17 protein-coding genes are annotated in these 18,038 nt (G+C 69.5%); 11 read left to right on the top strand and 6 right to left on the bottom strand.

All coding sequences use genetic code 11. The features are described 5' to 3' along the window. The first annotated feature begins 33 nt into the window (after nucleotides 1-33). The 5 genes from atpA (at nucleotide 34) to ACWDZ6_RS09250 (ending at nucleotide 5,083) form a co-directional block, all read left to right on the top strand. Nucleotides 34-1,629 (top strand): F0F1 ATP synthase subunit alpha, encoded by a 1,596-nt coding sequence (gene atpA, locus ACWDZ6_RS09270; RefSeq protein ID WP_326652633.1) that lies wholly within the window; start codon nucleotides 34-36, stop codon nucleotides 1,627-1,629. 20 nt (nucleotides 1,630-1,649) lie between these two features. Beyond that, nucleotides 1,650-2,567, top strand: a complete 918-nt coding sequence (locus tag ACWDZ6_RS09265) for a F0F1 ATP synthase subunit gamma (protein ID WP_389177992.1) — start codon at nucleotides 1,650-1,652, stop codon at nucleotides 2,565-2,567. Further along, nucleotides 2,568-4,019: a F0F1 ATP synthase subunit beta gene (gene atpD, locus ACWDZ6_RS09260; protein WP_451502370.1), complete on the top strand. Its 1,452-nt coding sequence runs from the start codon at nucleotides 2,568-2,570 to the stop codon at nucleotides 4,017-4,019. A gap of 109 nt (nucleotides 4,020-4,128) precedes the next feature. Continuing rightward, nucleotides 4,129-4,503 (top strand): F0F1 ATP synthase subunit epsilon, encoded by a 375-nt coding sequence (locus ACWDZ6_RS09255; RefSeq protein ID WP_326652638.1) that lies wholly within the window; start codon nucleotides 4,129-4,131, stop codon nucleotides 4,501-4,503. A gap of 133 nt (nucleotides 4,504-4,636) precedes the next feature. After that, nucleotides 4,637-5,083 (top strand): DUF2550 domain-containing protein, encoded by a 447-nt coding sequence (locus ACWDZ6_RS09250; protein ID WP_326652639.1) that lies wholly within the window; start codon nucleotides 4,637-4,639, stop codon nucleotides 5,081-5,083. 196 nt (nucleotides 5,084-5,279) lie between these two features. Here the strand turns inward: ACWDZ6_RS09250 and ACWDZ6_RS09245 are convergent, their stop codons facing one another. The 3 genes from ACWDZ6_RS09245 to ACWDZ6_RS09235 all read right to left on the bottom strand — a co-directional run bounded on the left by ACWDZ6_RS09245 (nucleotide 5,280) and on the right by ACWDZ6_RS09235 (nucleotide 9,209). Next, entirely contained in the window at nucleotides 5,280-7,046 is a 1,767-nt protein-coding gene (locus ACWDZ6_RS09245) for a glycosyl hydrolase family 18 protein (protein ID WP_451502678.1), read from the bottom strand. 322 nt (nucleotides 7,047-7,368) lie between these two features. Then, nucleotides 7,369-8,010 carry a response regulator gene (locus ACWDZ6_RS09240; protein ID WP_451502369.1) on the bottom strand — a complete coding sequence of 214 codons (642 nt, stop codon included), beginning with the start codon at nucleotides 8,008-8,010 and terminating at the stop codon, nucleotides 7,369-7,371. Beyond that, nucleotides 8,007-9,209: a sensor histidine kinase gene (locus tag ACWDZ6_RS09235; RefSeq protein ID WP_451502368.1), complete on the bottom strand. Its 1,203-nt coding sequence runs from the start codon at nucleotides 9,207-9,209 to the stop codon at nucleotides 8,007-8,009. The genes ACWDZ6_RS09240 and ACWDZ6_RS09235 overlap by 4 nt, the downstream gene beginning before the upstream one ends. A 151-nt stretch (nucleotides 9,210-9,360) precedes the next feature. Between ACWDZ6_RS09235 and ACWDZ6_RS09230 the strand changes: the two genes are divergently transcribed. Next, nucleotides 9,361-9,927 carry a hypothetical protein gene (locus ACWDZ6_RS09230; protein WP_451502367.1) on the top strand — a complete coding sequence of 189 codons (567 nt, stop codon included), beginning with the start codon at nucleotides 9,361-9,363 and terminating at the stop codon, nucleotides 9,925-9,927. 86 nt (nucleotides 9,928-10,013) lie between these two features. On the opposite strand, the gene ACWDZ6_RS09225 is transcribed toward ACWDZ6_RS09230, so the two are convergent. After that, nucleotides 10,014-10,586, bottom strand: coding sequence for a cob(I)yrinic acid a,c-diamide adenosyltransferase (locus ACWDZ6_RS09225; protein WP_366733216.1), 573 nt, complete (start codon nucleotides 10,584-10,586; stop codon nucleotides 10,014-10,016). Nucleotides 10,587-10,939: 353 nt separating this feature from the next. Here ACWDZ6_RS09225 and ACWDZ6_RS09220 point away from each other — a divergent pair, with 353 nt between their 5' ends. The 3 genes from ACWDZ6_RS09220 (at nucleotide 10,940) to ACWDZ6_RS09210 (ending at nucleotide 15,007) form a co-directional block, all read left to right on the top strand. Then, nucleotides 10,940-11,788, top strand: coding sequence for a 3-hydroxyacyl-CoA dehydrogenase family protein (locus tag ACWDZ6_RS09220; protein ID WP_326652644.1), 849 nt, complete (start codon nucleotides 10,940-10,942; stop codon nucleotides 11,786-11,788). A 169-nt stretch (nucleotides 11,789-11,957) separates the two neighbouring features. Next, on the top strand, nucleotides 11,958-12,281 hold the full coding sequence (locus ACWDZ6_RS09215; protein WP_366733215.1) for an STAS domain-containing protein: 324 nt from the start codon (nucleotides 11,958-11,960) through the stop codon (nucleotides 12,279-12,281). Between the two features lie 260 nt (nucleotides 12,282-12,541). Continuing rightward, on the top strand, nucleotides 12,542-15,007 hold the full coding sequence (locus ACWDZ6_RS09210) for an ATP-binding protein (RefSeq protein ID WP_451502366.1): 2,466 nt from the start codon (nucleotides 12,542-12,544) through the stop codon (nucleotides 15,005-15,007). Between the two features lie 70 nt (nucleotides 15,008-15,077). On the opposite strand, the gene nucS is transcribed toward ACWDZ6_RS09210, so the two are convergent. After that, complete coding sequence (nucS, locus tag ACWDZ6_RS09205; protein WP_366733213.1) at nucleotides 15,078-15,749, bottom strand: endonuclease NucS; 672 nt, start codon at nucleotides 15,747-15,749, stop codon at nucleotides 15,078-15,080. A 242-nt stretch (nucleotides 15,750-15,991) separates the two neighbouring features. On the opposite strand from nucS, the gene ACWDZ6_RS09200 reads away from it, so the two are divergent. After that, nucleotides 15,992-16,384 (top strand): SCO5389 family protein, encoded by a 393-nt coding sequence (locus tag ACWDZ6_RS09200; RefSeq protein ID WP_366733212.1) that lies wholly within the window; start codon nucleotides 15,992-15,994, stop codon nucleotides 16,382-16,384. A gap of 74 nt (nucleotides 16,385-16,458) precedes the next feature. On the opposite strand, the gene ACWDZ6_RS09195 is transcribed toward ACWDZ6_RS09200, so the two are convergent. Further along, nucleotides 16,459-17,490: an LLM class flavin-dependent oxidoreductase gene (locus ACWDZ6_RS09195; protein ID WP_451502365.1), complete on the bottom strand. Its 1,032-nt coding sequence runs from the start codon at nucleotides 17,488-17,490 to the stop codon at nucleotides 16,459-16,461. A 214-nt stretch (nucleotides 17,491-17,704) separates the two neighbouring features. Between ACWDZ6_RS09195 and ACWDZ6_RS09190 the strand changes: the two genes are divergently transcribed. Next, nucleotides 17,705-18,034: an ATP/GTP-binding protein gene (locus tag ACWDZ6_RS09190; RefSeq protein ID WP_389178020.1), complete on the top strand. Its 330-nt coding sequence runs from the start codon at nucleotides 17,705-17,707 to the stop codon at nucleotides 18,032-18,034. Nucleotides 18,035-18,038 lie beyond the last annotated feature (4 nt).

Genomic DNA, 18,038 nt, shown 5'->3' with positions numbered 1-18,038 from the left:
CTTCGGGCCCAACAAGGAGAGCAGGGAACCCAGATGGCGGAGCTCACGATCCGGCCGGAGGAGATCCGGGATGCGCTGGAGAACTTTGTCCAGTCGTACCAGCCGGACGCGGCCTCGCGCGAGGAGGTCGGTACGGTCAGCGTTGCCGGTGACGGCATCGCGAAGGTCGAGGGCCTTCCCTCGGCCATGGCGAACGAGCTGCTGAAGTTCGAGGACGGAACTCTCGGTCTCGCCCTCAACCTCGAGGAGCGCGAGATCGGTGCGATCGTCCTCGGTGAGTTCAGCGGTATCGAGGAGGGCCAGCCGGTGCAGCGCACCGGTGAGGTGCTCTCCGTCGGCGTCGGCGAGGGCTACCTCGGCCGCGTTGTCGACCCGCTCGGCAACCCGATCGACGGCCTCGGCGAGATCGCGACCGACAGTCGCCGCGCCCTCGAGCTGCAGGCTCCGGGCGTCATGGTCCGTAAGTCGGTGCACGAGCCGATGCAGACCGGCTACAAGGCCGTTGACGCCATGGTGCCGATCGGCCGCGGCCAGCGTCAGCTGATCATTGGTGACCGTCAGACCGGCAAGACCGCTCTGGCTGTCGACACGATCATCAACCAGCGCGACAACTGGCGCTCCGGTGACGTGAAGAAGCAGGTCCGCTGCATCTACGTCGCCATCGGTCAGAAGGGCTCCACCATCGCGTCCGTGCGCGGTGCGCTGGAGGAGGCAGGCGCCCTCGAGTACACGACGATCGTCGCGGCTCCGGCGTCCGACCCGGCCGGCTTCAAGTACCTCGCCCCGTACACCGGTTCGGCCATCGGCCAGCACTGGATGTACCAGGGCAAGCACGTCCTGATCATCTTCGACGACCTGTCGAAGCAGGCCGACGCCTACCGCGCCGTGTCGCTGCTGCTGCGCCGTCCGCCGGGCCGCGAGGCCTACCCGGGCGACGTCTTCTACCTGCACTCGCGTCTGCTGGAGCGCTGCGCCAAGCTCTCCGACGACATGGGCGCCGGTTCGATGACGGGTCTGCCGATCGTCGAGACCAAGGCGAACGACGTGTCGGCGTTCATCCCGACCAACGTCATCTCCATCACCGACGGTCAGTGCTTCCTGGAGTCCGACCTGTTCAACGCCGGCCAGCGTCCGGCCCTGAACGTCGGTATCTCGGTCTCCCGTGTCGGTGGCTCCGCCCAGCACAAGGCCATGAAGCAGGTCTCCGGCCGGCTTCGCGTGGACCTCGCCCAGTACCGTGAGCTCGAGGCGTTCGCCTCCTTCGGCTCCGACCTGGACGCGGCCTCCAAGGCCTCGCTGGAGCGCGGTAAGCGCATGGTCGAGCTGCTGAAGCAGGGCCAGTACCAGCCCATGCCCGTCGAGGAGCAGGTCGTCTCCGTCTGGGCCGGCACCACCGGCAAGATGGACGACGTCCCGGTCGCCGACATCCGCCGCTTCGAGACCGAGCTGCTCGAGTTCCTGCGCCGCGAGCGCAAGGAGCTCCTGACCAGCATCGCCGAGGGCGGCAAGATGTCCGACGACACGCTGCAGTCGATCGCGGACGCCATCACCGCCTTCAAGCGGCAGTTCGAGACCTCGGACGGCAAGCTTCTGGGCGAAGACGCGCCGGCCGTCAACGTCTCCAAGTGACGACGGAAGGGACCTGACTCATGGGAGCCCAGCTCCGGGTCTACAAGCGTCGCATCAAATCCGTCACCGCGACCAAGAAGATCACCAAGGCGATGGAGATGATCGCCGCCTCGCGCATCGTCAAGGCGCAGCGCCAGGTGGCGGCCTCCACGCCGTACGCGACCGAGCTCACCCGCGCGGTCACCGCGGTGGCCACCGGGTCGAACACCAAGCACCCTCTGACCACCGAGGCTGACGCCCCGACCCGCGCCGCGGTACTGCTCATCACGAGCGACCGCGGTCTGGCCGGCGGCTACTCCTCCAACGCCATCAAGGCGGCGGAGCAGCTCACCGAGCGGCTCCGTGGGCAGGGCAAGGAGGTCGACACGTACATCGTCGGCCGCAAGGGTGTCGCCTACTACGGCTTCCGCGAGCGCAAGATCGCGGAATCGTGGAGTGGCTTCACGGACAACCCGACGTACGCGGACGCCAAGAAGGTCGCGGCTCCGCTCATCGAGGCCGTCCAGCAGGACACGGCCGAGGGCGGCGTGGACGAGCTCCACATCGTCTTCACCGAGTTCATCTCGATGCTGACGCAGACGCCGGTACAGAACCGGCTGCTGCCCCTCAGCCTCGAGCAGGCGGCCGAGGAGTCCGGTACGAAGGGCGAAATCCTTCCGCTGTTCGACTTCGAGCCGTCGGCGGAGGACGTCCTCGACGCCCTGCTGCCGCGGTACGTCGAGAGCCGGATCTACAACGCGCTGCTTCAGGCCGCTGCTTCCAAGCACGCTGCCACCCGCCGCGCGATGAAGTCGGCGACCGACAACGCCGGAGAGCTCATCAAGACCCTCTCCCGGCTTGCCAACGCGGCCCGCCAGGCCGAAATCACCCAGGAAATCAGCGAGATCGTCGGTGGCGCCAGCGCCCTGGCCGACGCGACCGCGGGGAGTGACAAGTAAGTGACGACGACTACCGAGAACGAAGTGACGGCCGCCGCCACGGGCCGCGTCGCCCGGGTCATCGGCCCGGTCGTCGACGTGGAGTTCCCCGTCGACGCGATGCCCGAGATCTACAACGCGCTGACCGTTGAGGTCGCCGACCCGGCCGAGGACGGAAAGCTCAAGAAGCTGACCCTCGAGGTCGCCCAGCACCTGGGCGAGGGCCTGGTCCGCGCGATCTCGATGCAGCCCACCGACGGTCTGGTCCGCCAGGCCACGGTGACGGACACCGGCAACGGCATCACGGTGCCGGTCGGCGAGATCACCAAGGGCAAGGTTTTCAACACCCTCGGTGAGATCCTGAACGTGGACCCGTCCACGGTCGAGGTCACCGAGCGCTGGCCGATCCACCGCAAGGCGCCCGCCTTCGACCAGCTCGAGTCCAAGACCGAGATGTTCGAGACCGGCGTCAAGGTCATCGACCTTCTCACCCCGTACGTCAAGGGTGGAAAGATCGGTCTGTTCGGTGGTGCCGGTGTCGGCAAGACCGTTCTGATCCAGGAAATGATCTACCGCGTCGCCAACAACCACGACGGTGTGTCGGTGTTCGCGGGCGTCGGTGAGCGTACCCGTGAGGGCAACGACCTCATCGAGGAAATGACCGAGTCCGGCGTCATCGACAAGACGGCGCTTGTCTTCGGTCAGATGGACGAGCCCCCGGGCACCCGTCTCCGTGTCGCGCTTGCCGGTCTGACCATGGCGGAGTACTTCCGCGATGTGCAGAAGCAGGACGTGCTCTTCTTCATCGACAACATCTTCCGTTACACCCAGGCCGGCTCCGAGGTCTCCACGCTGCTCGGCCGTATGCCGTCCGCGGTGGGTTACCAGCCGAACCTGGCTGACGAGATGGGTCTGCTGCAGGAGCGCATCACGTCGACCCGCGGTCACTCGATCACCTCGATGCAGGCGATCTACGTCCCCGCGGACGACCTGACCGACCCGGCGCCGGCGACCACCTTCGCCCACCTGGACGCGACGACCGTTCTGTCGCGTCCGATCTCGGAGAAGGGCATCTACCCGGCGGTCGACCCGCTGGACTCGACGTCCCGCATCCTGGACCCGCGGTACATCGCGGCGGACCACTACAACGCCGCCATGCGCGTCAAGGGGATCCTCCAGAAGTACAAGGACCTCCAGGACATCATCGCGATTCTCGGTATCGACGAGCTGGGCGAGGAGGACAAGCTCGTTGTCCACCGTGCCCGTCGCGTCGAGCGCTTCCTGTCGCAGAACACCCACGTCGCCAAGCAGTTCACCGGCGTGGACGGTTCGGACGTGCCGCTCGACGAGTCGATCGCCGCGTTCAACTCGATCTGCGACGGTGAGTACGACCACTTCCCCGAGCAGGCGTTCTTCATGTGCGGTGGCATTGAGGACCTCAAGGCCAACGCCAAGGAGCTCGGCGTCTCCTGAGTCCCGTGACTCCGTGAGAGGGGCGGGTGTCCCGCCCCTCTCACTACGCCTACTAGAATTTGACCCAACACCCGGCAGAACCGCCGGGTGGTGACCCGAGGAGCCACCCTTGGCTGCTGAGCTGCATGTCGAGCTGGTCGCCGCCGACCGACAGGTCTGGTCCGGCGAGGCCACCCTGGTCGTCGCGCGCACCGCGTCCGGCGATATCGGCGTCATGCCCGGTCACCAGCCGCTGCTCGGTGTGCTGGAATCGGGCCCGGTGACCATTCGTACGAGCGAAGGCGGGACCGTCGTCGCTGCTGTCCACGGAGGATTCATCTCCTTCGCGGACAACAAGCTCTCTCTGCTGGCGGAGATCGTCGAGCTCGCGGACGAGATCGACGCACAGCGCGCCGAGCGGGCGCTGGAGCGCGCCAAGTCGGACGAGGACGCCGCCGCGGAGCGGCGCGCCGACGTCCGTCTGCGCGCGGTGGCGGTGCGCTAGGCGCCCCGCCGACAGTTTCCGTCTCAGCCGCGGCCCGGCCTGGAACTCTCCAGAGCGTGCCGCGGCTGAGGCAATGCAGGTGAAGGTACGAGCGGAATTCCCGTTACTGGACGATGCGAGGAGGTCGGTGGAGATGTTCCTCGCTCTTCTTGTGGGCGGCCTGGTCGTCGCACTGGTGGTGATCGGGCTTTTCGTCTTCGGACTGCGCCGGCGGCTGATCCAGCGCTCCGGCGGCACCTTCGACTGCAGCCTCCGCTGGAACATCCCGGAGGAGACCGATGTCTCCGGCAAGGGATGGGTGTACGGCGTCGCCCGCTACAGCGGTGACCGGATCATGTGGTTCCGGGTCTTCTCGTACGCCCCGCGCCCGCGCCGTTTCCTGGAGCGCTCGGCCATCGAGGTCGTGGCACGCCGTACGCCCGAGGGCGAGGAGGAGCTGGCGCTGCTGTCCGACGCGGTCGTGCTCGTCTGTCGCCACCGCGGGACACGCCTGGAGCTGGCGATGAGTGAGGACGCGCTCACCGGCTTCCTCGCCTGGCTGGAGGCGGCCCCGCCCGGCCAACGAGTCAATGTGGCATAGATGGGCTGTCTCGTTGGGTGGGGGTGCCCCTGGACGGAGTCTGGGGGAGGGTCAATGTGGCATAGATAGGCTCTCTCGTTGGGTGGGGGTCCCCCTGGACGAAGTCCGGGGAAGAGCGAACGTAGCTTGAGAGTGTGACAAAGCCCGGGAGAGCAGGCCTCCCGGGCTTCGCTGTGCGCCGTGCCGGTCCGGACGGCTAGTTCAGGCCGCTGTTGATCGCGCCGACCAGCTCTCCGTTCGTGGTGTCACCGCTGAACTCCCAGAAGAACGCGCCTCCCAGGCCCTGGCCCTTCGCCCAGCTCATCTTCGAGCCGACGGTGGCCGGGGTGTCGTAGCTCCACCAGTTGCTGCCGCACTTCGCGTACGCCGTGCCGGCGATCGTTCCGGTGGACGGGCAGCTGTTCTTGAGGACCTTGTAGTCCTCGATGCCCTGTTCGTAGGTGCCGGGGGCCGGTCCCGTCGCGGTACCGCCCGGCGCGCTCTGGGTCACTCCGGTCCAGCCGCGCCCGTAGAAGCCGATGCCCAGCAGCAGCTTGGCCGAGGGCACGCCCTTCGCCTTGAACTTGGCGATCGCCTCGGCGGAGTTGAAGCCCGCCTGCGGGATGCCCGGGTACGAGGTGAGCGGGGAGTGCGGGGCGGTCGGGCCCTGTGCGGCCCAGGCACCGAAGAAGTCGTACGTCATCACGTTGTACCAGTTGACGTACTGGGCCGCGCCGCCGTAGTCGGCCGCGTCGATCTTGCCGCCGGACGAGGCGTCCGCGGTGACGGCAGCGGTGACCAGGTTGTTCGTACCGAACTTGGCGCGCATCGCCTGCATCACGTTCTTGAAGGCGGCGGCGCCGCTGGTGTCGCAGGACAGACCGCAGGCGTTCGGGTACTCCCAGTCCAGGTCGATACCGTCGAAGACATCGGCCCAGCGCGGGTCCTCGACCAGGTCGTAGCAGGACTGCGCGAAGGCCGCCGGGTTGGCCGCTGCCTGGCCGAAGCCGCCGGACCAGGTCCAGCCGCCGAACGACCAGAGCACCTTGATGTTCGGGTACTTCGCCTTGAGCTTGCGCAACTGGTTGAAGTTGCCGCGCAGCGGCTGGTCCCAGGTGTCCGCGACGCCGTCGACCGCCTGGTCGGCGGTGTAGGCCTTGTCGTAGTCGGCGTAGGCGTCACCGATCGCGCAGCGCCCGCCGGTGACGTTCCCGAAGGCGTAGTTGATGTGCGTGATCTTGGCGGCGGAGCCGGAGGTCACCAGGTTCTTCACGTGGTAGTTGCGCCCGTAGACGCCCCACTCGGTGAAGTAGCCGAGCTTGACCGTGGAGCCCGGGCCGGGGCCCGGGTCGCCGCCACCGCCGGTGGTGCGGACCGCGCGGGCGCCGCTGGCCGGTCCTGTCTGGTCCGCGGTGTCACGCGCCTGGACGGTGTACGAGTAGTCGGTGCCGGCCGTGAGCCCGGTGTTGGTGTACGTCGTGCCGGTCACGGTCGCCACCTTGGCGCCGTCACGCAGCACGTCGTAGTTCTTGATGCCCTTGTCGTCGGTGGCGGCGGTCCAGCTCAGCGTCACCGCGGTGTCGGTGATGCCGGACGCGCTCGGGGTGCCGGGGGCGGAGGGCGGGTTGTCGCCGGGGACGCTGCCGCCGTCACAGGAGGTGCCGTTGAGCTTGCAGCCGGAGGGGGCGCCGGGGCCCGCGCCGTTGAAGCCGAAGGAGACGGAGGCGCCGGGCGCAAGAGTGCCGTTCCAGCTCTTGTTCTTGGCGGTCCAGTGGGTGCCGGAGCTGGTGACGTCGGCGTCCCATGCGGAGGTGACGGAGGTGCCGGAGGGGAAGTCCCATTCGACGGTCCAGGAGCCGAGGGAGGTCGTGCCGGTGTTCTTCACCGTCCACTTGCCCTCGAAGCCGGATCCCCAGTCGGAGACCTTGACGTAGCTTGCGGTGGCCGATGCGGCGGCCTGGGCGGACGAGGCGAGGCCGACCATGGCGGCGAGGGGGAGCAGCAGCGCAGTCAGACCCGCGACCGCTCTGGATCTGAACTTATCTCGGTGGAGGGGGGCTTGGGTGCTCAAGGGTGCTCCTCGAGTTGCGGACGGACAATCGGGGTGGTCCGTGAACTGCGCACCCTGCGACGGCTCACCGCAGCGTGTGCGGTGAGAGTAGGAAGGTCTGGACCAATCGTCAATAGGTCCAGACCAAAGCGGTGGTGGGTGGGCCGGAGGGCGGGATCGGTCGCGGGCCGGTTTGCGGGTGAGGTCCGGGTCCCGCGCGGGCCGGACGTGTACCGGACGGCGAGTCAGAAGTGGGTCAGATGCCCAACTCCCGTGCCAGTACGGCGGCTTGGACCCGGCTCCGCAGCGCCAGCTTGCCCAGCAGCCGGCTCACATGGGTCTTCACCGTGGCCTCGGCCATGTCGAGCCGCCCCGCGATCTCGGCGTTCGACATCCCCTCACCGATACAGGAGAGCACCTCGCGCTCGCGTCTGGTGAGTGGGTCGAGGACGGCGGGGCCGCGCGCGTTGGCGGACCGTGGCGCCGCGAACTCCGCGATCAGCCGACGGGTGACGGCCGGAGCGATGAGCCCCTCGCCGCGCGCCACTGTGCGTACCGCCTCGAGAAGGTCGTGGGCCTCGGTGTTCTTCAGCAGAAAGCCCGCCGCCCCCGCTCTCAACGCCCCGAAGACATACTCGTCCAGATCGAACGTGGTCAGCACGAGGACATCGGCAAGCTCTTCGGCGACGACCTGCCGGGTCGCCGACACCCCGTCAAGCCGTGGCATCTGAACATCCATCAGGACGAGATCCGGGCGCAGTTCGCGGGCGAGCCGTACCGCCTCCTCGCCGTCCGCAGCCTCGCCGACCACCTCGATGTCCGGCGCGCTGCGCAGGATGAGAACCAGACCGGCGCGTACGGCGCCCTGGTCCTCCGCGACCAGTACCCGGATCGTCATGCCTTCCCGTTCCCTTCGTCGAGGGGCAGCTCCGCCCGTACCTGCCACATCCTGGCGCCGTCCGCAGCGGTGACCGGCCCGGAGTCGAAGGTCCCCGCCAGCAGCGCCACGCGCTCGCGCATACCGACCAGACCGGCTCCCGAGCCGGGGGCGCGCGGTCCGGGCCCGTCGGCCTCTCCGTACGGGCTGGTGACGCCCACCGTCAGCATCTGTCCGTCCCGGCCGAGAGCGACCGTGATCCCGCCGGGGGAGGCGTGCTTCAGCGCATTGGTCAGCGATTCCTGGATGATGCGGTAGGCGGCGAGCTCGACCGGCGCGGGCAGGGGGAGGTTCTCCCCGCGGGTGTCGGTGAGCGTGAACTCCAGGCCGCTGGAGGCGCCGTTCGTCCGTGCCTGCTCCAGCAGCGCGTCCACGCCGGCCAGCCTGGGCACGGCGGACGTCGACGTTTCGCCGCCGCTCTCCCGCAGCAGCCCGATCAGCCGCCGCATCTCGGCGAGTCCGTCGACGCTGTTCTCGCGGATGACGCCGAGTGCCTCGCGGGAGGTCCTCGGATCGTCGAGGGAGAGCGCGGCCGTGGAGTGGATGGCGATCGCCGAGAGGTGATTGGCGACCATGTCGTGCAGCTCCCGGGCCATCCGGGCGCGCTCGGCGGTGACCGCCTGGGTGCGGTCGATCTCGGCGAGCAGTGCGGTCTGCTCGGCACGCAGCCGGGCCGCCTCGGCGGCGTCGCGGTGGGTGCGTACGCTCACGCCGGTCCAGGCGGGGGCCACCGTGACCACCGCGAAGAGCAGACCGAGCAGCACGGCCTGCGCGTCCTGGAAGACGACGAGTGCGGTGACGGTGACGGCGGCGGTGGCCACCATGGACACGGCGGGGATGCGCCGAGCGGCGGCCGGAGTGCCGTAGAGGACCGCCGCGTAGACCAGGTCCGTGAACAGCGCGATCGTCGCGACGTTCCCGTCGGTGAACTGGTCGGCCAGCATCGCCGTACAGCCGATCGCCAGCGCGGTGTTCGGCATCGTCCGGCGCAGCAGCTCCGCGCCGCACATCACCGCCAGCGGCAGCAGCGAGAGCCAGCGCGGGTCGAAACCCTGACCGCGGCGGGTGTCCAGACCCAGCGACCAGAGCAGCAGGCCGCCGAGGAAACCGGCCACGGCGATGAGCACATCGTCGCGGTGGGGGCGGGGGAGAGCGGTCACGGACCCATCAAACACGGCAGGCGGCGCGCGAGCCTCCACGTCGCGGGTGAAGGCCGAGTACATCGAAGGATGCAGTGCCGCGTCGTCACTGCCGACGACGATTCACCGCCGCAGGGACGGGAGTGTGAAGCAGGAACGAAGGGAGAGTGCCGTGATCGTCACGCTGATTGTGATCTGCGAGGTCGGCTTCTGGGTGCTGCTGGCCACCGGACTGGCCCTGCGCTATCCGGCGAGGATGCCGCGGCTCGGCGCGGCCGTGCTGCTCTGCGAGCCGCTGCTGGAGGTCGTCCTGCTGGCCGTGACGGCGATCGACCTCAAGAACGGCGCCGCGCCGGACTGGAAGCACGGACTTGCCGCGGTCTACATCGGCTTCACCGTGGGCCTGGGCCACCACACGATCAAATGGGTCGACGCCCGGGTGGCGCACCGCTTCGCCGGCGGTCCGCCGCCCGTCGGGCCGCCGAAGTACGGCACCGCCCGCGTCATCCACGAGTGGAAGACGGCCACCCGCTGGACCGTCGCCGCGGTGGTCGCCATGGGCCTGCTGCAGGGGGCGATCTGGTACGTCGGCGGCGACGGCGACATCGGTTCGCTGCGCATGTGGCAGCAGAAGATGCTCTTCGTCATCGGCATCAACGTGATCATCGCCGGGAGCTACACCCTCTTCCCGAAGAAGGCACCGGCGGCGGAGCGCGAACGGGTCGGCGTCGAGCGCTAGCCCGCTCGCGGAGCTTGTTCCGCGCCCCGCCCCTTCCATGCCCGCCGGGCGGGCGCGGTCCGGGGCAAAGCCGCCGGGACAGTGGCCTAGCGCTCGCCGCCGGGCACCCAGAGCACGTCGCCGACGTCCTTGTTCGCCGTCCTCGCGAGGATGAACAGGAGGTCGGAGAGCCGGTTGAGATAGGTGGCTGTCAGCGGGTTCATGATGTCGCCGTGCACCTCCAGCGCCGCCCAGGTCGAGCGCTCCGCGCGCCGTACGACCGTGCAGGCCTGGTGCAGCAGCGCCGCCCCGGGCGTACCGCCCGGCAGGATGAAGCTGCGCAGCTTCTCCAGCTCCTCGTTGAAGCGGTCGCAGTCCGCCTCCAGCTTGTCGATGTAGAACTGCTCGACCCGCAGCGGCGGATACTCCGGCTCCGCGACCACGGGGGTGCACAGATCCGCGCCCACGTCGAAGAGGTCGTTCTGGACCCGGACGAGGACCTGTACGACCTCCGCGTCCAGCTGTCCGAGCGCGACGGCCGTGCCCAGGGCGGCATTGGCCTCATTGGCGTCGGCGTACGCCGCGATCCGCAGATCGGTCTTGACCGTCCGGCTCATATCGCCGAGGGCCGTCGTGCCCTGGTCGCCGGTGCGGGTGTAGATGCGCGTGAGGTTGACCATGCGACCAGCCTAGTTACGCACCGGCCCGGCGGACGACACGTGTGCCGACCGTCACGGCCACCTGCGCGAAGGTGATCGCCATGATCGCGCCGGACAGCACGGCCGCGACGTGGTGGCCGTGCCGCTTCCCGTAGGGGGTCTTCCCGCGGGCTTCTCGTCATCCCCGACCACAGGGCGGAGGTCCTGGGGGAGAAGATCCTCAAGTGCGCCGTATGAGACGCCTGATGGGTCGCACCGGTGTGATGTCCGTAATACGAGACGTGACGCGCATCTCTTCACCACCACACGGCCCCTCACGAGCGCTAACCTCCCGCAGAGAGTCCACATGTAAACGGGTGTTAAGGAGTGCCGCAGTGGCCAGGAAGCTCGCCGTCATCGGGGCCGGACTCATGGGGTCCGGTATCGCGCAGGTCTCGGCCCAGGCGGGCTGGGAGGTCGTGCTGCGTGATGTCACCGACGCGGCCCTGACCCGCGGTACGGACGGCATCAAGGCCTCGTACGACAAGTTCGTCTCGAAGGGCAAGCTCGAAGCGGCCGACGCCGACGCGGCGTTGGCGCGCATCACCACCACCACCGACCTGGACGCCGTCGCCGACGCGGACATCGTCGTCGAGGCGGTCTTCGAGAAGCTCGAGATCAAGCACGAGATCTTCCGTACGCTCGACAAGCTCGTACGGGACGACGCCGTCCTCGCCTCGAACACCTCCGCCATCCCGATCACGAAGATCGCGGCAGTGACGGAGCGTCCGGAGCGGGTCGTCGGCGCGCACTTCTTCTCGCCCGTCCCGATGATGCAGCTGTGCGAGCTGGTGCGCGGCTACAAGACCAGCGACGAAGCGCTCGCCACCACGCGGGAGTTCGCCGAGTCGGTCGGCAAGACCTGCATCGTCGTCAACCGCGACGTCGCCGGCTTCGTCACCACCCGCCTGATCTCGGCGCTCATCGTCGAGGCCGCCAAGCTGTACGAATCGGGCGTTGCCTCCGCGGAGGACATCGACATCGCCTGCAAGTTGGGCTTCGGCCACGCCATGGGGCCGCTCGCCACCGCCGACCTGACCGGCGTGGACATCCTGCTGCACGCCACGAGCAACATCTACACCGAGTCCCAGGACGAGAAGTTCGCGCCGCCGGAGCTGATGCGCCGGATGGTGGATGCCGGTGACATCGGCCGCAAGAGCGGGCAGGGCTTCTACAAGCACTGACCTTCATCGACCGTTTTGGTATCACCCCACAGGGTGAATTCGGTATCGGTTCGCTTACAAGCAGCAACCGCGCTGCCTGCACGGCAGTCAGTTGGTGCAAGACGGAACAAGACAGAAGCAGACCAGAACAGACAGACACAGGGCACTGAAGCACTCTCGGGGAGCGCATATGCACATCAGGGGCGACCATGCCGAGCTGGTCGTCGGGGGCCGCCTCGACGTCCGCAGCGCGGCGGACGCCCGTACGGTCCTGCATGCGGCGGTCGACAGCGGAGTCGGCGACCTGGTGCTCGACCTGACCGAGCTCGACTCCTGGGACGCCACCGGGCTCGGGGTCATCATGGGCGCACATCGCCGGGCCGGCCGGTGCGGCCGCCGACTCGTGCTGCGCGGAGTTCCGCCGCAGATGCAGCGACTGCTGGTGGCCACCCGGCTGCATCGCATCCTTGCCATCGAGGGCGGCATCGCGGCCGAAACGCTTCCCCGGGTGTGAACCGTACGACGCGCGCAATCCTCACGAGACTGTGACGTCACGGGCGGGGCTGCACCCCCCCGGTTCATAGATACTGAGCGAAGGTCTAAGGTTCGGTCGCCCGCCGTTTCGACGTACCCACGCGGCGGGCACCGGACCGAAGCTACAGCGGGGCGTGCAGAGAGCCGGGAGGGACACATCCGCACGCGGCTCCGCCACCAGAAGTCACACGATCCTGGCGGGGACGAAGCTAAGCGAAGCGCATCTGGGGGGCTTGGACCATGGACAACGACAGTTTCGGCGAGGGCGCGGGCCAGGCCCGTACGCCGCGCGAGGCCACCACGCCGGACTTCGGACAGTCCGCGCCGACGCTCGCCCGTACCGTCCAGCTCGTCTCGGGCGACTTCCTGCTCACCGTCAATCCCGTCGACGGCAGCGAGATCGAGCCCTGCCCGCCCGGTGGGGGCCCCGCCGGAGGAGAGCGGACCGCGCCGCGGGCCCGGCACAGCGCCGCCGAGCGCACCGAGCTGCAGCGCGCGGCGCAGCCGCCCGTACCCGCAGGACCTGCCGCGCCGCGGCTCCCGCTGCTGGAGCGCGACGAGGAGCGCCGGCGGCTCGTACGGCTGCTGGGCCGAGGCCGCTCGGTGCGGCTCACCGGCCCCGCGGGCTCCGGACGCAGCGCACTGCTCGACACCGTCGCGCAGGAGTGCGCGGATCTCGCGCCCGACGGTGTCGTCCGCCTCAACGGCCACCGCCGCACCCCCACGGAGCTGCTGTACGAGCTCTACGCCATCGTCCACAAGGCTCCTCAGCACCGGCCCGACCGGGCCGGGCTGCTCACGCTCGTCCGTGACATCGGTGCGATCGTGCTCCTCGACGACCTGGAGTTCGGCGGTGCCGCGCTCGGCGAGCTGCTGGACTCCGCACCCGAATGCGCCTTCCTGGTCGCCGCCACACCCGACGTCGCCGCGCCCGCCGCTGACTCACACCTCGAAGAGGTCTTCCTCGGCGGTCTCGGCCGCAGTGCCTCGCTGGAGCTGCTGCAGCGAGGCGTGGACCGGCCGCTCACCGAGGACGAGGCGAACTGGGCGGGCGACCTCTGGTTCGAGTCCGAGGGACTGCCGCTGCGCTTCGTACAGGCGGGCGCGCTGCTGCGGCAGTGCGACGCCCTGCGTACCGACCCGGAGGACTTCGACCCGTACATGCCCGCCGACCGCGTCGAGGGGGGCGACATACCGCTGCCGAGTCTGGCGGAGGGTGCCGCGCCCGCCGCGCTGCTCGCCTCCCGGCTGAGCAAGTCGGCTCGCGAGACGCTGCGCTTCGCGGTCGCGCTCGGTGGCGAGGTCCCGCACCAGGCGCATCTGCCGGCGCTGGTGGGGGACACCCACGCGGACGCCGCCGTCGGCGAACTGATGAGCTGCGGGCTGCTCACCCCGGTCGGCACGCGCTACCGGCTGGCGGCGGGCGTGATCGCGCAGCTGACGGAGAAGGGTTACGCGACCGACGCGGCGGCCCACGCCCACACCGCCGCCCAGCACTACGCCTGGTGGGCCGGGCATCCCTCGGTGACGCCCGAGCGGGCCGTGGCCGAGGCGGACGCCGTGCTCGCGGCGCTCACCGCGCTCGTGCCCGGCCAGGAGTCCGGACACCCCAGCACGGCTGTACTGCTGGCCCGCAGCGCGGCGCCCGCCTTCGCAGCCGGGCAGCACTGGAGCGCCTGGGAGAAGACCCTGCGGGTCGGCTCCGAAGCGGCCCGGCTGGCGGGCGAAGTGGCCGAAGAGGCGTATTTCCACCACGAACTGGGCGTTCTGGCGCTCTGCAACGGCAACCTGGACCGGGCGCGCGCCGAGCTCGAGGCCTCGATCGGCATGCGCGGGGCGCTCGCCGACAAGCGCGGCACCGTGGCGGGTCGCAGGGCGCTGGCGCTCGTGACGGACCGCTCGGGCACCCCGGTGCCGGGCGGCCGCACCCCGGCGGGCGAGGAGGTGCCTGCGGCGCGCCACGAGGAGTCGGCGTCGCCGCCCGGAGGCGTACCGGCGGCCGTACCGCTCACGGGGCTGGGAAGGCTTTCCGGACTGGGTTCTGTGGGGCTGCGCAAGCCCTCGGACGAGCCCGCGACGACTGTGTCGCGGCGCGAGACGCCCGCGGGCGGTGGGTGGCCGGGCCGCGGCCGTTCGCTCCTCGGCGGCGCTCGGCGCAACCTCGTCGCCGCGGGCGCGGGGGCGCTGCTCGCCGCGGTGCTCGGCACGGTGGTGACGCTCGGCGCGACCTCCGACAACAACGACGTCCCGGGCAACAAGGTCAGGAACGGCCAGTCCGCGAACGAGGACGACTCGCAGAACGGCCTGGACGCGGACGTGCCGGCCGACGGCTCGACCAGCAGGCCCGGCGGTGGTGGCGGCGGCGCCCCGAAGGACCCGGACAAGGTGACGCCGGGCGCGCCCTCTTCGTCGGGTGCGCAGTCCACGCCCGGCGGCAGGCCGGCGTCCAGTCCGGCGACGCCGGAGGGCAGGCCGTCGACGTCGGGCAGGCCCACGACGAAACCGACGCCGAAGCCGTCCTCTTCCTCGCCGGGCCCGACTCCGACCACGTCCCCGCCTTCGAGCACGCCGTCCACTCCGTCCACCAGCCCGTCGTCGAGCACGCCGTCGACACCGAACTCGGCCAGCGCCCCGGTCACGAACAGCAGCGCTCCCGGGGCGTCCGGTCCGTCCGGCTCCAGCGCCGCCGCCTCGCCGGTGATCTGACCGTCACAGGACGCGGTACGGCCCCGGACCGCATCGCCGCCCGGGGCCGTACACACACTTCTCGTGATGGTCAGAACAGCCTGAGCTTGTCGTCCTCGATCCCGCGCAGCGCGTTGTAGTCGAGCACCACACACCCGATCCCGCGGTCCGTCGCGAGCACCCGCGCCTGCGGTTTGATCTCCTGTGCCGCGAACACGCCCTTCACCGGCGCCAGATGCGGGTCCCGGTTCAGCAGCTCCAGGTAGCGCGTGAGCTGCTCCACGCCGTCGATCTCGCCGCGTCGCTTGATCTCCACCGCCACCGTCGCGCCGTCCGAGTCCCGGCACAGGATGTCCACCGGGCCGATGGCCGTGGGGTATTCGCGCCGGATCAGGCTGTAGCCCTTGCCCAGTGTCTCGATGCGGTCGGCGAGCAGTTCCTGCAAGTGGGCTTCCACGCCGTCCTTGATGAGGCCGGGGTCCACGCCGAGCTCGTGCGACGAGTCATGGAGGATTTCCTCCATCGTAATGATCAGTTTCTCGCCCGCTTTGTTCACGACGGTCCACACACTGTCCGTTCCCTCGCCGTCTTCCTTCAGAGTGCAGGGAGGGGACATCCAGTTCAGTGGTTTGTACGCCCTGTCATCCGCATGGATGGAGACGCTGCCGTCTGCTTTGACCAGGATCAGACGGGGGGCGGAGGGCAGGTGGGCCGTGAGCCGGCCCGCGTAGTCCACGGAGCAGCGGGCGATGACAAGACGCATGGTCGGCAACGCTACTCGACGGAAGCAGTTGCGCGCGATTCGCCCCGGAAGCCCCCTTCGTTATTTGGCCGGTTGTGTTCCCAATCTCCTGGTGCCCTCCGGCCAGCGCACTTACCGTGGAAGCAGGAGGTTGCCGGTCGTGCACTCTGCGTCGTCGTACGTCGTTCGTACGACGCCGTCGTCCGTCGCCCTCCTTCCCTGCCCGTAAGGCCCCGTTCATCGGGGCCGCGAGAGGAGAACCCATGTCGCTCGACGTCTCACCGGCGCTGTTGGATCAGGCCGAGCGAGGCGAGGTCGACGAAGCTGCCTTCGTCGACTGCGTCCGGACCTCCCTGCCCTACGCATGGGAGATGATCAGTTCTCTGGTGGCTCAGCTGAAGGTGGACGGCGGCGACTTCGCCGACAACCAGACGCCCCCGCCGGACGAGCAGGCACGTGGTCAGCTGCTGCGCGCGCTCGCGAGTGACGCTATTCGCGGTGCCCTGCAGCGGCACTTCGGAGTGCGCCTCGCATTCCAGAACTGCCACCGCGTAGCGGTGTTCCCGCTGGACTCCTCGGTCGACGAGCGGCTTGCCCGCTTCACCTCCGTTCGGGCTCAGTTGCTCAATCAGTCGCCCGAATTCCGCGACTGCTGAAGTCTTTTGCTGCCGCTCCGCATCGCGGGAGGTGCTACTGGTGTCGGAGCGGCAGCACCTCCCGTACGGCGGACTCAGACCAGCAGAGACAGGACCTCTGTGCCCAGACGCCGCACATTCTCCTCCGTGGCCGCCAGATCGCCCGAGCCCTCGGCCAGCAGCGCGAACCGCGTGATGCCGGTACGTTCGGCGGTGGCCGCGATCCGGTCGGCGGCGAGCCGCGGCGGGCCCACCGGGTGGAGCCCGCACAGCAGTTCCGTGTATCCCACCGGGTCCCGCATCGCGCGGGGCCGGCCGTCGACGGTCACATGGGCGTCCAGTCCCTGTTTGAGCCAGCCGGGCATCGCCTTCACCAGAGTTTCCGTGGCCTCGGCCCGGCGGTCCGCGATCTGGGCCACTCCGGCCGATACGTGCCCGGCGTCCGCGACCTCCTCGGGTGAGCGGCCCGCGGAGAGCGCGTGCGTACGCCAGAGGGCGACCATCTCCGCCTTCTCCTCGTCGTCGCAGTGCATCCCGAGCAGCATCGGCAGCCCGCGCTCGGCGGCGAGCTTCACGCTCTTCGGGGACGTACAGGCGACGATCACCTCGGGGCCGTGGGGCGGCCCGCCGATCAGCTCGTCCGGCCTGGGCACGACCGGGACTTCACGGAAGCCGAACCTTTCGCCGCTGGCGGCGACCCGGGGTTCGCGCAGCCAGCGCAGCAGCAGGTCCAGGGATTCGGGAAAGCCCCTTTCGTACGCGTCCAGGCCCGAGCCGAAGACCTCCAGATCGACCCAGGGACCGCCTCTTCCCACACCGAGGGAGAACCTCCCTCCGCTGGTGAGGTGCAGCAGTGCCGCCTGCTCGCCCAGCGCCACCGGATGGGCGCTCGGCAGTACGCTCACCGCGGTGCCGACCCGGATCCGCCGGGTGCGGCCGAGCAGCAGCGCGGCGAGTGTCACGGCGGACGGGCACACGCCGTACGACACGAAATGGTGCTCGGCCAACCAGACGGAGTCCAGACCGGACTCCTCCGCGACCTCGGCGGACCGCACCGCGCGGTGCAGCGCCTCCCCCTGTCCCTGGCCCGGGAATTGGGCCGCCAGTACAAACGTTCCCACGCGCATCGCCTTTTGCCTCCTTGCGGCCGACGCGTCACTCCCCCTACTGGCAACAACGCCTGACACGTGCCATAGGCACGGCCAATCGTGAAGTTGTTGCGATTTTCCGGTAACTGGCCCCTATGGGTGCCACGGTCTCACCCCGTGCGGGGCATGTACCCCCCACCGCGGACCGTAGGCTGGGAGACGAACTGTCCGGACTTGCCCCCTGAGGTGTCACGTGTCCCCGCGCCGTAACCGCCCCCGAGGCGGCGAGAAGCCGACCGAGCGAACCAGCGAGCCGGGCGAGAGGTACGGCGGCCTGGGACGGAGCGAGTCCTGGCACGGCGAGGAGTGGTCGGTGCGCCATGTCGCCGGCGCAAGTGCCGGCGGCAAGCGGTACCGCTGCCCCGGCTGCGACCAGGAGATCCCCTCCGGGATGCCGCATGTGGTCGCCTGGCCCGAACACGGCGGCGTCGACGACCGGCGGCACTGGCACAAGGCCTGCTGGAACGCGAAGGACCGCCGCACCACGCGGGTGCAGCGGTCCCGTAACGCGCCGAAGTACTGAGCCA

It is taken from the genome of Streptomyces sp. NPDC002926, assembly GCF_053591755.1.
This window is presented reverse-complemented; position numbering and strand designations above follow the sequence as displayed.

Bases quoted from the DNA above. Each gene is read 5' to 3' on its own strand.
- atpA (WP_326652633.1), top strand. From the start codon at position 34: ATGGCGGAGCTCACGATCCGGCCGGAGGAGATCCGGGATGCGCTGGAG.
- ACWDZ6_RS09265 (WP_389177992.1), top strand. From the start codon at position 1,650: ATGGGAGCCCAGCTCCGGGTCTACAAGCGTCGCATCAAATCCGTCACC.
- ACWDZ6_RS09250 (WP_326652639.1), top strand. From the start codon at position 4,637: ATGTTCCTCGCTCTTCTTGTGGGCGGCCTGGTCGTCGCACTGGTGGTG.
- ACWDZ6_RS09245 (WP_451502678.1), bottom strand. From the start codon at position 7,046: ATGGTCGGCCTCGCCTCGTCCGCCCAGGCCGCCGCATCGGCCACCGCA.
- ACWDZ6_RS09240 (WP_451502369.1), bottom strand. From the start codon at position 8,010: ATGACGATCCGGGTACTGGTCGCGGAGGACCAGGGCGCCGTACGCGCC.
- ACWDZ6_RS09225 (WP_366733216.1), bottom strand. From the start codon at position 10,586: ATGGTCAACCTCACGCGCATCTACACCCGCACCGGCGACCAGGGCACG.
- ACWDZ6_RS09215 (WP_366733215.1), top strand. From the start codon at position 11,958: ATGCACATCAGGGGCGACCATGCCGAGCTGGTCGTCGGGGGCCGCCTC.
- ACWDZ6_RS09210 (WP_451502366.1), top strand. From the start codon at position 12,542: ATGGACAACGACAGTTTCGGCGAGGGCGCGGGCCAGGCCCGTACGCCG.
- nucS (WP_366733213.1), bottom strand. From the start codon at position 15,749: ATGCGTCTTGTCATCGCCCGCTGCTCCGTGGACTACGCGGGCCGGCTC.
- ACWDZ6_RS09200 (WP_366733212.1), top strand. From the start codon at position 15,992: ATGTCGCTCGACGTCTCACCGGCGCTGTTGGATCAGGCCGAGCGAGGC.
- ACWDZ6_RS09195 (WP_451502365.1), bottom strand. From the start codon at position 17,490: ATGCGCGTGGGAACGTTTGTACTGGCGGCCCAATTCCCGGGCCAGGGA.